This window comes from Caproiciproducens sp. (assembly GCF_053840905.1).
Genome location: NZ_JBNLXQ010000011.1, coordinates 102,915 through 116,848, shown reverse-complemented (window position 1 = coordinate 116,848; position 13,934 = coordinate 102,915). Strand labels below are relative to the sequence as shown.

General features: G+C 54.5%; 18 protein-coding genes and 3 pseudogenes. 8 read left to right on the top strand and 13 right to left on the bottom strand.

The genetic code is table 11. The annotated features are described in order from the left end of the window. A partial coding sequence (locus tag ACQGQ5_RS12275; RefSeq protein WP_455736788.1) for a mannosyltransferase YkcB-related protein occupies positions 1–208 on the top strand: 208 nt, incomplete at its 5' end. 106 nt (positions 209–314) lie between these two features. On the opposite strand, the pseudogene ACQGQ5_RS12270 reads toward ACQGQ5_RS12275, so the two are convergent. The 3 genes and pseudogenes from ACQGQ5_RS12270 to ACQGQ5_RS12260 form a co-directional block, all read right to left on the bottom strand. Beyond that, a pseudogene (locus ACQGQ5_RS12270) lies at positions 315–749 on the bottom strand (phage holin family protein). Between the two features lie 14 nt (positions 750–763). After that, positions 764–1,669: a GH25 family lysozyme gene (locus ACQGQ5_RS12265; protein WP_455736787.1), complete on the bottom strand. Its 906-nt coding sequence runs from the start codon at positions 1,667–1,669 to the stop codon at positions 764–766. Between the two features lie 247 nt (positions 1,670–1,916). Next, positions 1,917–2,465, bottom strand: coding sequence for a prolyl-tRNA synthetase associated domain-containing protein (locus ACQGQ5_RS12260; RefSeq protein WP_455736786.1), 549 nt, complete (start codon positions 2,463–2,465; stop codon positions 1,917–1,919). Positions 2,466–2,630: 165 nt separating this feature from the next. On the opposite strand from ACQGQ5_RS12260, the gene ACQGQ5_RS12255 reads away from it, so the two are divergent. The 4 genes from ACQGQ5_RS12255 (at position 2,631) to ACQGQ5_RS12240 (ending at position 4,008) form a co-directional block, all read left to right on the top strand. Continuing rightward, entirely contained in the window at positions 2,631–3,227 is a 597-nt protein-coding gene (locus tag ACQGQ5_RS12255) for a TetR/AcrR family transcriptional regulator (protein WP_455736785.1), read from the top strand. 5 nt (positions 3,228–3,232) lie between these two features. Beyond that, complete coding sequence (locus ACQGQ5_RS12250) at positions 3,233–3,436, top strand: hypothetical protein (RefSeq protein ID WP_455736784.1); 204 nt, start codon at positions 3,233–3,235, stop codon at positions 3,434–3,436. A gap of 183 nt (positions 3,437–3,619) precedes the next feature. Then, positions 3,620–3,757 (top strand): hypothetical protein, encoded by a 138-nt coding sequence (locus tag ACQGQ5_RS12245; protein WP_455736783.1) that lies wholly within the window; start codon positions 3,620–3,622, stop codon positions 3,755–3,757. A gap of 5 nt (positions 3,758–3,762) precedes the next feature. Further along, positions 3,763–4,008, top strand: coding sequence for a zinc ribbon domain-containing protein (locus ACQGQ5_RS12240; RefSeq protein ID WP_444658315.1), 246 nt, complete (start codon positions 3,763–3,765; stop codon positions 4,006–4,008). A 12-nt stretch (positions 4,009–4,020) separates the two neighbouring features. On the opposite strand, the gene amrS is transcribed toward ACQGQ5_RS12240, so the two are convergent. The 6 genes from amrS to ACQGQ5_RS12210 all read right to left on the bottom strand — a co-directional run bounded on the left by amrS (position 4,021) and on the right by ACQGQ5_RS12210 (position 11,018). Beyond that, positions 4,021–4,848, bottom strand: a complete 828-nt coding sequence (gene amrS / locus ACQGQ5_RS12235) for an AmmeMemoRadiSam system radical SAM enzyme (RefSeq protein WP_455736782.1) — start codon at positions 4,846–4,848, stop codon at positions 4,021–4,023. Beyond that, entirely contained in the window at positions 4,845–6,230 is a 1,386-nt protein-coding gene (gene amrA, locus ACQGQ5_RS12230; protein ID WP_455736781.1) for an AmmeMemoRadiSam system protein A, read from the bottom strand. Before amrA ends, amrS begins: the two co-directional genes overlap by 4 nt. Positions 6,231–6,267: 37 nt before the next feature. Continuing rightward, positions 6,268–6,780 (bottom strand): O-acetyl-ADP-ribose deacetylase, encoded by a 513-nt coding sequence (locus ACQGQ5_RS12225; RefSeq protein WP_455736780.1) that lies wholly within the window; start codon positions 6,778–6,780, stop codon positions 6,268–6,270. 196 nt (positions 6,781–6,976) lie between these two features. Then, positions 6,977–8,836, bottom strand: coding sequence for an ABC transporter ATP-binding protein (locus ACQGQ5_RS12220; protein ID WP_455736779.1), 1,860 nt, complete (start codon positions 8,834–8,836; stop codon positions 6,977–6,979). Next, the gene (locus ACQGQ5_RS12215; RefSeq protein WP_455736778.1) at positions 8,836–10,560 is read right to left on the bottom strand and encodes an ABC transporter ATP-binding protein; all 1,725 of its coding nucleotides are present in this window, start codon (positions 10,558–10,560) and stop codon (positions 8,836–8,838) included. Before ACQGQ5_RS12215 ends, ACQGQ5_RS12220 begins: the two co-directional genes overlap by 1 nt. A 29-nt stretch (positions 10,561–10,589) precedes the next feature. Further along, positions 10,590–11,018, bottom strand: coding sequence for a MarR family winged helix-turn-helix transcriptional regulator (locus tag ACQGQ5_RS12210; protein WP_455736777.1), 429 nt, complete (start codon positions 11,016–11,018; stop codon positions 10,590–10,592). Between the two features lie 161 nt (positions 11,019–11,179). Between ACQGQ5_RS12210 and ACQGQ5_RS12205 the strand changes: the two genes are divergently transcribed. The 3 genes and pseudogenes from ACQGQ5_RS12205 to ACQGQ5_RS12195 form a co-directional block, all read left to right on the top strand. After that, positions 11,180–11,389 (top strand): spore coat associated protein CotJA, encoded by a 210-nt coding sequence (locus tag ACQGQ5_RS12205; protein WP_455736776.1) that lies wholly within the window; start codon positions 11,180–11,182, stop codon positions 11,387–11,389. Beyond that, positions 11,386–11,574, top strand: a pseudogene (locus ACQGQ5_RS12200) (spore coat protein CotJB); the annotation flags it as partial. The gene ACQGQ5_RS12205 and the pseudogene ACQGQ5_RS12200, both read left to right, overlap by 4 nt. Positions 11,575–11,638: 64 nt before the next feature. Beyond that, positions 11,639–11,833 (top strand): annotated as a pseudogene (locus ACQGQ5_RS12195) (manganese catalase family protein); the annotation flags it as partial. Positions 11,834–11,965: 132 nt separating this feature from the next. Here ACQGQ5_RS12195 and ACQGQ5_RS12190 read toward each other — a convergent pair. The 4 genes from ACQGQ5_RS12190 to ACQGQ5_RS12175 all read right to left on the bottom strand — a co-directional run bounded on the left by ACQGQ5_RS12190 (position 11,966) and on the right by ACQGQ5_RS12175 (position 13,922). Then, positions 11,966–12,349, bottom strand: a complete 384-nt coding sequence (locus ACQGQ5_RS12190; RefSeq protein WP_455736775.1) for a zinc ribbon domain-containing protein — start codon at positions 12,347–12,349, stop codon at positions 11,966–11,968. A gap of 160 nt (positions 12,350–12,509) precedes the next feature. Then, positions 12,510–13,160: a hypothetical protein gene (locus tag ACQGQ5_RS12185; protein ID WP_455736774.1), complete on the bottom strand. Its 651-nt coding sequence runs from the start codon at positions 13,158–13,160 to the stop codon at positions 12,510–12,512. A 109-nt stretch (positions 13,161–13,269) separates the two neighbouring features. Next, positions 13,270–13,605, bottom strand: coding sequence for a hypothetical protein (locus tag ACQGQ5_RS12180; RefSeq protein ID WP_455736773.1), 336 nt, complete (start codon positions 13,603–13,605; stop codon positions 13,270–13,272). Positions 13,606–13,643: 38 nt separating this feature from the next. Beyond that, positions 13,644–13,922: a hypothetical protein gene (locus ACQGQ5_RS12175; RefSeq protein ID WP_455736772.1), complete on the bottom strand. Its 279-nt coding sequence runs from the start codon at positions 13,920–13,922 to the stop codon at positions 13,644–13,646. Between the last annotated feature and the right edge of the window lie 12 nt (positions 13,923–13,934).

Sequence of the window (13,934 nt, the reverse complement as noted above, 5' to 3'; positions counted from 1 at the left end):
GCTGAAACAGCTGGTCAGCGAAGGGAAAGTCACCTACTTCCTTGTGTCGGAGCAAAGCGGTATGGCGAGAGGTTCCAACTCCGAAATCACCTCCTATGTGAAGGAAAATGCGGTGCTCGTTGACCCGTCCGAATACGGCGGTGACACCGGGTCCTCCGCGTCCGGCACACAGTCGTCTTACTCCCTCTACTGCTTTCAGCAGTCGTAAGTAAGGACTGTTCCTTATAAAAGACTTTCCGGACAAAAAAACAGGCGCGGGCTTCGGGTGGTCCTTTCGGACTCCGGGGCCTGCGCCTGATCCGTTATAAACGGTTCTAATCGATTTTGCTTTCCACCTGTGATTTTAAGGCGCTCGCTATTTTCATCAAAAACGGCGGCAGCGCCACGCCGATATCGGATATGTTTTCCAGAATGCTGATGACCTCGTTGCAGATCAGTCACACCGCAGCAAGCGACGCGACGGCATAGCCGAAATGCAGCTCTGTTCCGGCCTGCTGCGCCGCGTAAGCAAGCAGGCAGTCCAGAATCGCGCCCACCGCCACCAGAAGCCACATGCTTATCTTTTTCGCGATCCCGCGAAAGCTTTTGTAGCTGCTGACTTTCTGGCCGCGGAATTTCGCCGCTGCAAGGCCGGTAGCGTAGTCAATGACGTTTACCGCCGCGAGCAGCAGAACCGGAACGGCCAGCACCCCCAGCCACGCGGACAGCACAGCGAATATCGCGATCACGGCCGCTTTCCATTTTCCCATTTCTTATCCCCTCTCTACTGAATTTTGAACTTGAAGCGCCGCAGGGGTTTTTCGCCGGACACGGAGGTGTAGACCCCCGTCTCCCGGCCGGACTGTCCCACGGCCACCACCGCGAACAGCTGAATGTTCCCGGTGCGGGGAAACGGCACGATAGCCGCGACCCCGCCCGTCCCGGCGGTAAGAGTCACCGGCCGGGAGGACGTGGTTTTTACAACATAGTACGTCCCGTGCGCGTAGGAAATATCCATTGTGGTATCGATCTCCACAATAGTACTCACCTGCACCGGATAACCGTTATAACCCCCGGCGGGGATGATGGCCGGATAATTCCGAAAGGACTCATCCGTGTCCACTTTTCCGCCGATGCCCGGAACCGTCCCCGTCGAGCCGGTCTGCCGGATGGCGCAGGGGTAATCCGGCTCCCCGCTGTAATCGGCGAGCCACACGTCGTAGGCCTTTAAAGCAGCCGCGCTGAATCTGCCGGACCGGATGAAATCATTGTTCGTATAAAGCGCGGCATACCATCCGTCCGCCTTCATCCTCTCCAGAAACGCGCGGCCCATGCCGTCGATCTGGGTATTGTCCGGATCGACGCCCTGTTCGTTTGCGTAGCGGATCGAATCGTATTCATAATCAAACGCGATCGGAAAGTCCAGCTTCCCCTTATAGGGCGCAAGGATCTTTTTACAGACCTCCGCCTCGGCCTGGGCGTCCGCCGCGGACACCGCGTAGCTGAACCAGTATGCGCCGGCATGCAGATTGTGGGAAAGCACCCCCCGGAGATTCTCTTCAAACTTGGGGTCCTTCTGGCTGATCCGGTTTCCGTATCCGGCGCGGACCATTACAAATTCGATTCCGGAAGCCGCCACCCTGCCCCAGTCAATGGTGCCGTTATGCTTACTGACATCGATACCCTTCATTGTCGCCCTCCATTCAAATCACTCTATATCACAGTAATATTCAGGATAAAATGGCACTGTTCAGGCTAATTTTTGAAATGTTTTTTATCGCTTACAAAGAATGGCGTGCCGTAATTTTCAGAGGGAAAACATCGCATAAAAAACGCACCCAGACAGGCTTTCAAGCCGTTCCGGGTGCGTTGGGATTTTATGAAATTCTATAATGTGAATTTTTTTCACTCATGCGATATGCAGGCGGATTTTCAAATTACAGTGTGACAAAAACCGGTTCATGCTCTACAAAGGGAAGGAATTTTTCAAGCAGGTCGGCTGTCCTGATTTTCAGGCTGGAGGTATTGATGCATGGATGGCATCCGAAATATTCAGACTGCGCCACCTCCCGGTCAATCAGCAGCCGGACCCTCTTTCCGCCGTCGTTCATCAGGCCCATCACGCTGACGGAGCCCGGCGTGACCTTCAGATATTCCTCCATGCGTTCGGCGTCCGCAAAAGACAGGCGGGAACTGCCGATCTGCGCGGAAAGATCTTTCGTACGAAACTCCTTCTTGCCCGGCATCATCAAAAGATAAAAGTCCGTTTTCTGCCGGTTGCACAGGAACAGGTTTTTGCAGATATCCACCCCGAGGATTTGCCCTACCTCGTCGCAAAAGTCCACATGACCGGCGGCGTCGTGGTCAATGCGGGTATAAGGGATTTCCAGCCTGTCCAGCAGGTCATAGACCGCCGTCTCTCCCGGAAGCCGCTCATCCGCGGGCTTTGACGTATACAGGACGGGGTCAATTCGTATCGAACGCAAAGTTATCATCCTCCGGTTTTGCCGATCAGCGGCGTACTGCCATAAATTTTACGGCAATTTTGCAGATTAGTCAAGAAAAGGGGCTTAAAAGTGTTCTGCCTGCTTGACAGAATCCATTTATGGTTATATAATGACTGTAAATTCACTGATTTAGGAGTCATTGAAATGAAAAAAACAGCCCGCCAGCTGCAAAAGGAGCAGACAAGGGAGCTTTTAATCAAAACAGCCTTTGAAATGTTTTCCGAACGCGGCTTTCTCAGCACCAGAATTTCCGATATCGCCGGGGCGGCAGGAGTTTCCCACGGCACGGTGTTCGTTCATTTCCCGTCGCTGGACGCCCTCATGGCGGAAGTGATCGAAGTGTATGTCGGGAAAACAGCACAGCGTACACATGAGCTTGCGGATTCCGGCCAAACCCTGCGGGAAGTGCTCCGCGCCCACCTGGACGGCATTCAGGAATACGAGCCGTTTTACACCGTGCTTGTCACGGAAAACCGTCAGCTTCCCACACAGGCCCGGGACGCCTGGATTTCTTTGCAGTCCGTGATCTCCCTGCATTTCAGCCGGGCGGCGGAGCGGGAAATGAAAGCCGGAAAAATCCTCCGGATGCCTGTTTCCCTGCTTTTCAATCTATGGTTGGGGCTGATCCACCACTATCTTGCCAACGCGGACCTGTTCGCCCCCGGCGGGAAGGTCATCGACAGGTACGGCGAAACGCTGATCGACAGCTACCTGAAAATGGCACAATCAAAAAGGAGCTGAAGACAATGAACGAACATTCCCCGGAAATGCTGAAAGCAAAATCCTGTTACGGGCACCTTGGCGGCACGCTGGGCAACCGGCTTTTTTCGCGGCTGCCGGAACTGGGGTGGTTTGAACGCGACGCCGGCAAAGCGACCGTCTTTTCCCTGACGGAGCTCGGAAAATGGGAGCTCCGCAAGCTGAATGTCGATATTTATAAAAGGAGGTAACCGGCATGATCAATCAAAACCCGTTTGCAGTACTGAAAGAGGAAGCGCCCCAGATCTCCGAAGCGTTTGACGGACTCATTAGGGCGGTCTCTTCCGGCGCGCTCGACGCCAAAACCCGGCAGTTGATTTATCGGAATCAAGGCGTCCCAGGGAGACGCCAAAGCCGTTGCCACGCATGTCCCCATGGCCAGAATGGCCGGTGCATCGCGGGACGAAATCAGGGATACGATTCTGATGACAATGACCGTATCCGGCGTACAGGGAATCACCCATTGCCTGATCCCCGCGCTGGAAGCCTATGAAAGCGATCGAAAGGTGTGAAAAATATGAAAACATGTATTGCCTGCGGAATGCCCATGACAAAGCCGTCCGATTATCCCCTGAAGGACGAAAGCAGGGATTACTGCATTTACTGTGCCAGACCGGACGGTTCCATGCAGTCCTACCCGGAAAAGCTGGAGGGTACCGTCCGGTTCCTGATCCGCACACAGGGGATCGACGAAAAAGCCGCCCGCGAGCTGGCGGTCAGAACGCTGGCGAAGCTGCCCGCGTGGAAGGGGCGGACTCCTTAACGGCACCGCCGGTCAGCAGTTTCCCACATAGACGTACCGCAGATGCCCGCGGGCGATTTCCGCCAGCCGGTAAACGGTTTCTACCGGAGTCGGGCCGCGGTCGGTCATCTGAAAGCACGGGAAGAACCGGGTGACGTGCAGCGGGATTTTCGCGTCCACCGAAGCAAGCCATCCGGAGAGCGCATCCATTTCCTCCCCGCTGTCATTTTCCCCGGGAATCACCAGAGTGGTCACTTCCGTGTGGCAGCTTTGCGCCGACAGCTCAATCGCGCGCATCACCGTTTTCAGGTCGCCGCCGACCATCCGGTAAAAACGTTCGGTAAAGCCCTTCAGGTCGATGTTCACCGCGTCGATCAGCGGGAGCAGGTCTTTCAGCGGCCCTTCGCAGATGCAGCCGTTGGTCACGGCGACATTTTTCATCCCGCGCGCCCGGACGAGGGCGGCGCAGTCCCGGACAAACTCATAGCCGACAAGCGGTTCGTTGTAGGTATACGCGACGCCGATATTCCCGCGCGGCACGAGCTCCGCGGCCTTTTCGGCCAGAGCCGCGGGCGAAACCGCAGCGGTTTCCGCGTGTTCCCCGTCCGCCATGGAAATGGAGCTGTTCTGGCAGAACGGACAACGCAGGTTGCAGCCGTAGCTGCCGACGGACAGGATTTTCCCGCCGGGGCGGAACCGGCGCAGCGGCTTCTTTTCGATGGGGTCAAGCGCAAGGCAGGTCACTTTCCCGTAGTTGTCACAAATCACTTTGCCGCCGCTGTTTCTGCGCGCGCGGCACAGGCCGGTCTGCCCCTCCTCCAGCGCGCAGTGATGGGGACAGATTTCACAGATGATTTTCATTTGTGGCGCACCACCTCGAACCGTTCCAGAGAGCAGGGTTCCCCTTTGCGGATCCCCGCTTTTTGCATGGCGACGGACACCTGCCGCTCCGGGGTATCGACCCCTTCCAGATCCGGCAGCAGCAGTCCGCGTTTGTACCCGCTGGTGACAATGACGCCGTAGCGCCCGACATCCAGTTCCTCCATTGTGCCGATCGGTTCCGGGCTCGCCAGCACGTCCACGCTGTAGACAAGTTCCGGCAGCTCCCGCTCCGTCACGGGCGCAAAGCGCGGATCCTCCGTGCCGGCGCTGACCGCGTTCCTTACGATTTCCTCCGCTGTGCAGGCTGTCACCGGCCCGACGGTGCCGATGCATCCCCGAAGCTCCCCGTTCTTTTTCAGCGACACGAAAGTCCCCGCCCGTCGGCGCAGCATTTCTTCCGGCAGCCCGGCGGGAAGCTCCGCCCTTTTCCCTGTCCGGACATAGGTTTCCAGCGACAGCCGGGCCAGCCTGACATATTCATCCTCCCGCGACCGGACCAGCTCCAGTCTTTTTTTCTCTTCAGCTTCAAAGGCCGAATCAAACCGGCGGCTTTCGTCGTCTCCGATGATCCGGAAAGCGCAGACGCCGTACCCGATCCCGAACGGCCCCTCATACGAAAGCAGCTCGGGTTGGACGGCCTTTCCGTCCAGCGCGCCCGCCATGATGATAAACGAGCGCAGCCCGCATTCCGCCGCCGCGTCGCAGAAACCGGGGTCAAAAGTCAGGAAGCGCAGGAAATCCCCCTTTGCCATCGCGTCGGTCACCCGGCTGTCAAACTCGGGACCTTCCCTTGCAAAGCCGTAGGGCCCGTCCTCTCTGAGCCGGTGGGAGAGGTCCCCGCTCGCGATAAAAACGACCTTCCGGCCCAGAGCCTCCGCCGTTTGGGCGATGCATTTTCCCAGCCGGTAATGGTCCGGCCCGGGCAGCCCGGAAAGCCCGATGCGCACCAGCCGATAGTCGGCGCAGCGTTCGTTTAAAAAGCGTAGCGGAATCATGGTGCCGTGGTCAAGTGCTTTTTCCCGCTCGCCAAAGGTTCCGGCGGGCAATCCCGCTTTCCCGGCCGCGTCGGTCAGCGCCCGTACAAATTCGGTGTCGTACCGGGCGTCGACAGCGGCCTGCGGCGCGCCGAAACGCGCAAAATCCCCGTGGGCGTGCTCGCCGGGAAAAATATGGAAGTAATCCGCGTACAGGACGGAATGCGGCGAAGTCACCACCACCGTGTCCGGCTTCAGCGCCGCGATCCTGTCCGCGGCCTCCCGGCACGCGTCGGCGGTCCTCTGAATTTTCCGTTCCTCCCCTTTCCCCACCTCCGGCAGGATAATGGGAGGGTGCGGCATAATAAACGCACCTGCAATCGACATAAAACATCCCCCTTTCCAGATTTCCGAATTCACAACGCTACTGTAAGGCGGCCGCCAGCGCGCGGTCGTACGCCGCCTTTGTCTCCGGGTCAAAGCAGACCATGGTGACCGTTTCCACAGCGGTGCTCCGGCCCAGAAATTCCAGAATCGTCCTTACGGCGATTCGGGCGGCAAGCTCCGGCGGAAAACGATAAACGCCCGTGCTGATGGAAGGAAGCGCAACCGTGCGGCACCGGTATTCCTCCGCCAGCGCAAGGCAGGAACGGTAACAGCTTTCCAGCAGCTCCGGTTCGCCGCTTTTTCCATCCCGCCACACCGGGCCGGGCGTATGGATGACGTACTTTGCGGGAAGGCGGTACCCCTTTGTGATTTTCGCCTTTCCGGTCTCACAGCCGCGCAGGGTCCGGCATTCCCTGAGAAGCTCCGGCCCCGCCGCGCGGTGGATGGCCCCGTCCACTCCCCCGCCGCCCAGCAGGGAAGTGTTTGCCGCGTTTACCATAGCATCTGCCGTTTGCTTTGTAATATCTCCCTGAACAATCAAAAATTTCATGGCGTCTCCTTTCCGCGGCCTCAGCCGTTTCTTTTCTTAAATTCTATTCTTTCCGCAAAAATTTTTCAAGAGCCGGAAACACCTGAAAGAGCCCTGCTTTCGTACACTCACGCAAGCAGGGCTCTTTCGCATTTACGCAACGATTCGGAGGATATGCCGGTCTATGAAAACAGCCGAAAGCCTGGAGTTGGAACCCTCAGGACAATTCGAACTGACCGGTGTACAATCGATAATACCGCCCCTTCTGGGCAATCAGCTCCTCGTGGCTGCCCCGCTCCAGAATTTCGCCGTTTTCCAGCACGATGATGGCCTTGGCGTTTCGCACGGTGGAAAGCCGGTGGGCAATGACGAAGACCGTCCGGTTTTCCATCAGGTGGTCCATGCCGGTTTCAATCAGCTTTTCCGTGTGGGCGTCCACGGAGCTGGTCGCCTCGTCCAGAATCAGCACCGGCGGGTCGGAGACCGCGGCGCGCGCGATGGCGAGCAGCTGGCGCTGGCCCTGGCTCAGGTTTCCGCCGTCGCCGGAAAGCATGGTGTCGTAGCCGTCCGGCAGCCTCTGGATAAAGGAATCCGCGTTCGCCAACCGTGCGGCGCCGATCACCTGTTCCCTGTCCGCGTCCGGATTTCCGTAACGGATATTGTCGGCGATCGTGCCCGTAAACAGATGGGTGTCCTGCAAAACGACGGCGAGCGAATGACGCAGGTCGTCTTTTTTGATCTTCCGGACGTCGATCCCGTCGTAGGTGATGCTTCCGGAGGTGACGTCGTAAAAACGGTTGATCAGGTTGGCAACGGTCGTCTTGCCCGCGCCGGTCGAGCCCACGAAGGCAATTTTCTGGCCTGGCTTCGCGTAAAGGTTGATTCCCTTCAAAACGGGGCGGCCGGGAACGTAGCCGAACACCACGTCGTGAAAACGGACGTCGCCCAGAAGCGGCACCAGCCGGGCGGTCCCGTCCGCGTCCGGCACGCGCCAGGCCCACCGGCCCGTACGCTCCGCGCATTCCCTCAGCTCGCCGTTTTCCCCCGCCGCGGCATGCACAAGGGTCACGTTACCATCGTCCGTTTCCGGCGTTTCCTCCATCACTTCAAAAATCCGCTCCGCACCGGACAGGGCGGCCAGAATAAAGTTGAGCTGCTGGGAGAACTGGTTGACGGGCATCGCCGTCTGGCGGACATAAACAAGGTAGGAGGCAAGGCTTCCCAGATCGATTCTGCCCGCAATGGCAAAGAACGCGCCGATACAGGCGGAAAGCGCATAGTTGAAATAGGAAATGCTGACCACCACCGGAATCAGAAGCCCCGAATAAGTCAGCGCGCCCGTGGCGGCGTCCAGCAGCTTGTCGTTGCGGCCGCAGAATTCTTCAAAGTCCCTGTCCTCGTGATTAAAAACCTTGACGACCTTCTGCCCCTCCACCATCTCCTCCATAAAGCCGTTCAGCCTGCCCATAAACTTCTGCTGGCTGGAAAAATATGCGTGGCTTTTCTTTCCGCTGTACCGCAGAAACAGGAACATGCCGAGGAAGGACAGAAGCACAATCGCCGACAGCTCGGCATTCAGGATAATCAGCACCGTAAATGTGCCGACGATGATAATAAAGCTCTGGATCAGCACGGTAAAGCTGTTGTTCATGGCCTCGGCGATGGTATCGATATCGTTTGTAAACCGGCTCATCAGTTCGCCGTGTGTTTTTGCGTCGAAAAAGCTCAGGGGCAGCGTCTGCACTTTACGGAAAAGGTCGTCCCGGATTTCCTGCACGATCTTCTGCGCAATCTTTACCATCAGCTGGGAATATCCGTAGGACGCGGCTACGCCGGCGAAATAGACGGCGGCCATAAAGATCAGGATTTTCATCAGTCCCCGGATGTTCCCGGGAATAATATAGTCGTTGACGGCCGGTTTCAGCAGATAGGTGCCGAAAACGTTCGCCCCGGCGCTGACGGCCACCATGAAGACAATCAGCAGCAGCGCGGTTCTGTGCTTTTTCAGATAGCGCCAGAGGAATTTCAGCGTTTTCCGGATATCCTTGGGCTTTTCATGCAGCCTTGTTCTCGCCATTACACCGCGGCCCCCTTCTGCTGAAATTCATAAATATCGCGATAAATCGGATTGTGCGCCAGCAGGCTTTCATGCGTGCCGGCTTCGTTGATTTTCCCGTCCTCCAGCACCACGATCAGGTCCGCGTTTTCAATGGAGCTGATGCGCTGGGTGATCATGATCTTTGTCGTACCCTTCAGCTCCTCCGCCAGCCTTCCGCGGATTTTCGCCTCGGTGGCGGTGTCCACCGCGCTGGTGGAATCGTCAAAAATCAGCACCCTGGGACGTTTCAGCAGCGCGCGGGCAATGCAGAGCCGCTGCTTCTGCCCGCCGGAAACATTCACGCCGCCCTGCCCGAGGTCGGTGTCGTACCCTTCCGGCATCCGGGACAGGAATTCATCCGCGCAGGCAATCCGGCACGCCCAGTCCAGCTCTTCGTCGGTGGCGTTTTCATTTCCCCATTTCAGGTTTTCGCGGATGGTCCCGCTGAAAAGGGTGTTTTTCTGCAGCACCATTCCCACGGCGTCGCGCAGATGCGCAAGCGGGTACTCCTTAACGTCGCGGCCGTCTATTTTCAGGCTGCCGGAGGTAACGTCGTAAAGCCGGGGAATCAGCTGTACCAGCGAGGATTTCGCGGAGCCCGTTCCGCCGATGATGCCCACCGTCTGACCGGCGCCGATATGCAGGCTGATGTCGGACAGCACGTATTCTCTGGCCGTCTCCTGATATTTGAAGCAGACATGCTCAAAGTCGATGCTTCCGTGCTCCACCGTCCCGCTGCCCGTGCCGCCGGTGATCCCCGCCGGTTCGTCCAGCACTTCCGCAATACGGTAAGCGGAGGTCATCGAGCGGCTGAGCATCAGGAACACGTTGGAAATCATCATCAGCGAGTTCAGGATCTGCAGAACATAGCTCAAAAAGCCGGTCAGCTGCCCCACCTGCATGGTACCCGTGTGGATAAAGTTTCCTCCGAACCATAGAATGCACAGAACGGTGGAATACATGACAAACTGGAAGCAGGGCATATTCAGCGCCGCGTAATGGAAAGCCGTTTCCGAGGAGGACCGGAACGTTTCGTTGACGGCGCCGAATTTCAGGCATTCGCTGTCGCCCTTCACATAGGATTTCACCGTACGGATCGCCGTCAGATTCTCCTGTACAATGGAGTTTACCCGGTCCAGCGCCTTCTGCATCTTTCCGTACATCGGGCGAAGCTTGCGGAGGATCAGAACCAGACAGACGGCCAGCACGGGCATCGCGATCAGGAAAACCACCGCCAGCTTCGCGCTCAGTTTCATCGACATAGCCAGCGCCATCACCATCATGACCGGGCCGCGGACCATCGGCCGGATCCCGTTGCAGATCGCGTTCTGCAAAATGGTGATGTCGCTGGTAAGCCGGGTAATCAGCGACGGGGTGCTGAAATGATCCATATTGGAAAAGGAAAAGCCCTGTATTTTGCGGTATTCCGCTTTCCTCAGCTCCGCGCCGAAGCCCTGGCCCGCTCTGGCCGCCAGGCGCGCGTAAATCATGCCCAGAAGCAGCGAGATCAGCGCACAGGCAACCATGGCAAGGCTTTTCCGCAGGATATAGTCCGTATCGCGGTTGGCGACGCCCACGTCGATGATGTCGGCCATAATCAGTGGAATGACAAGCTCGAACATCGCTTCCAGAGCGACGCAGACGACTCCGCCGGCCAGATGCCTGCGATACTTGTCAAAATAGATAAAAAAACGGTTTAACACGCATTCCCCTCCAAGTGCCGAGACAGGCGTTATTCAATCTCTTTCCCAGTCAGATTCCAGTACATGCGGTAGAGGTAATCCAGAAACTGCTCCTGTTCCTCCCGCGTGAACCCTTTCAGGGAGACCTCCTCGATTTCTTTGCAAAGCCGCTGCCATTTCTCCAGATATTCACGGCCCTTTTCCGTTATGGACACCGACTCCGCCCTTTTTCTTTCCGCGGGGTCGGACCGCCGGATCAGGCCGGCCTGCACCATATTGTTCAGAATCTGCGACACGGTGGCCGGTTCGATGTCCAGCGCCGACGCAATATCCTTCTGCATGCAGTGGTTCTGCCGCGAAAGGTGGTTCAGAATTTTCGGCTGTCCCGTCGAAAGGCCGATTTTCGCCATTCCGGGCCGCGTCACATTTTTTTGCGCGTGAAACACCCGATTGATTGCCATATGCAGCGTAACCGGCATAAAAGCCCCTCCTGTCAATTAGGAACCTAACTGTTAGTAAACTAATATTAATCCCGCATTTTTGAAATGTCAAGTTACGAAATAAGCAATTACACCATTTGAAATCCTAATACATAATATATTGTGAGATAATACCAATGCTCACGAGAGGAGAAAAAAGAATGACAGATAAAATGGCAGATAATATGATGGATATGGACGGACAGGGCTGTGAAATGAGTCCGACTCCCCTTCCGGCGATGCCGGTCGTAGCAATGGCCTATGTTCCATTCCAACAATTCAATTCCACTTACACTCCTGAAAAAGGGCTGGAGATGGGAACCATCTTCCCTGAGCTTGACAAACCGTTTTTGGGAGGCAGGAGGAAATGAGCGAACAGGAGCAGCGGATGCGCAGGATGAACGACTGCCGTTTTGCAACCTGGGAGCTTTCTGTTTTCACCCATCCCGGCGATTGTAAGGCAGCAAAGCAGCAAGAGGAATACCGCAGGATGGCAGGGGAATTAACCGCACAGTACGAAGCGGCCTACGGGCCGATGAATCAGAACAGTTCAGACACCAGCCGCTGGCATGGATCAACGACCCATGGCCGTGGGATGTTAACAAGGGGGGAAACAAATAATGTGGAATTACCAGAAGAACCTGCAGTATCCGATCAATATCAAAAATACCAATCCGAAGCTGGCGCAGATTGTCATCGCCCAGTACGGTGGTCCGGACGGAGAGTTGGCAGCCTCGCTGCGCTATTTGAGCCAGCGCTTCAGCATGCCATATCCGGAGCTGAAAGCAATTTTGACAGATATCGGGACTGAAGAATCAGTACCATAATATTATCAATAATAAAGGCCTTAACAATTGGTATAGAGCAACTGTTAAGGCCTTTTATATTGTCAGTTTATAAATTCAAGTAGTTCTTGAATAAATATCAAAACTACGAAAAAAACAGAATCATTTTGTGTTTTTCTTTTCACCGGTTGCCAAAAGTGCAACTACCACGCCTATCGTTATCATAAGTCCCACCGCAAATGCTGTGTAATTATAATAATAAGTTACATTATTGATCACTCTGTAATCTTGCATAAATGCAACAGCAAAAGGATTTTTGATAATTCGAGAACTAACTTCTTCACTTTGGAATACAATTCCCATAAAATAGCTTGCAGCACATCCCAAAACGGTCGCAATAGCTGCCCACCCTTTGAAACTAACATTTGAGGTTGAATTAGGAATATCCTCCGTTAAGGACGCTTTTATTGGATAGCCACAGTTAGGACATACTTCTGCTCTATCAGAGATTTCCTTTGAGCACTCCGGACAAGTTATCATCGACATCTTTCATCATCCTAATTAATTTTTATCTATTTTAGCATTTTAATTAAATCCAGTCAATATTCCCCTGTCATCCAGAAGGCCAGCGGGGGATACTTCTTTGTTATTCTGTTTTCCCATCCTTTGCCCTCAAAATAGCTGTAGATGCCAATTCTGAAATACATTATCTTCCTATTCCCCATAAAATTTTATCAATTTTACGAGGTGTCCAAAAGTCAGTTTGAAATTGTTGGTTCAATACATGGGCTTTTTCTTTCATAATCCCAATAAGAAGCGCACCAGCTTTCAACGATAAACCTTCAGGGTTAAAACCTTTCAGTGCATCTCTTTCAGTCAAACTCTCTATTTGGTATAAAGCTTTGGCTGTGAACTGGTCGACGGTAGCAAAATATTTTGGGAATAATAATGATAGCAGTCCTGACGCTCCTGCTGTTCCAAGGCCATTAATTTGTGTTACTATTTTTAGCCCTAGTTCTGGGTTCTCTAAATCAAATAAAAAAATTTGGCTTTTAATTTTGCCTAGCCTATCAATATTAATGAGATGTTTTTGCAGATTCATTCGAGTTGTCGCCAGACGATTTGGTGCCGTATATTTCCATACAAAGTATTTGCTATATAGAAAATCATAGAATTCTTCAGCAGATAATTTAGAAACAGCAATAGAATCTAAATGTTCTAATTCCTCCTCCAATTTTCTATTTTGTATTTTTACATGGCTCCAATAATCATCCAATGCCGTCTTCCAGCATTCTTCAGCAGTACAATCCCACAAATAATTAATTGATATAGGCCTTCTTAAAACATATTCTCCCATGATGCTCTGCCCCCTATCGCTTTCCTCTATTTACTATTATATTTCTAATGCAAATAGAAGTAAATGAAAAAAGGGCACCGGAAATTAATCCGATGCCCTTTCGTTAAGTCTATTCTGTTTTCTCGCTCCCGGACAGCGCCGTGTTCTGCTTGACCTCCGCGGCCTGATTCGCACCGGTTTGTGCGGATTCGGCCGGTGCGGGGTCAACCGTACCGATAACCGGAGCGCTGTACTGTGTGATCGTTGCCGCCCCAGCGCTTGCCGCATCTATAAGGCCCTCGCCGATGATGTAGGCTACGACGGTTGCACCGGCCATAATCAATGCAGTGATCTGCGTCGCCTGCGCCTCGGTGCCACCCAGGGCGACGACAAGCAACGCGGCAAACGATACGATTGCCGCCCACAGCTTCCGGGAAGTAAGTTTCCGTTTCCAATCAATTTTCATATGTATCCTTCTTTCCTGCCCCATATCTGGGGCAAATTTTATTTATGAAGCTCTTCCCGCAGTTCATCAATGCGGTGGTGTGCTTGCTTTGCGGATTGTTCGACAGCGACGACGCGCTCAACGATAGTTTCAATTCGGGCGCTATTGGCCGCTTCCTGATCGGTTATGCTTTTAAGTTTTCCATCAACCTGCCGCAATATTTCTGCTGTTTTTCCGTCCTCGCGGGCATCTGACTGCATACCGCGAAGCAGCGTGACCAGCAACGCCAAGGCCGCGACAACGGCACTGATGAGAGTAATCCAGTTTTGCGCCGTCACTGTATCAGGCCC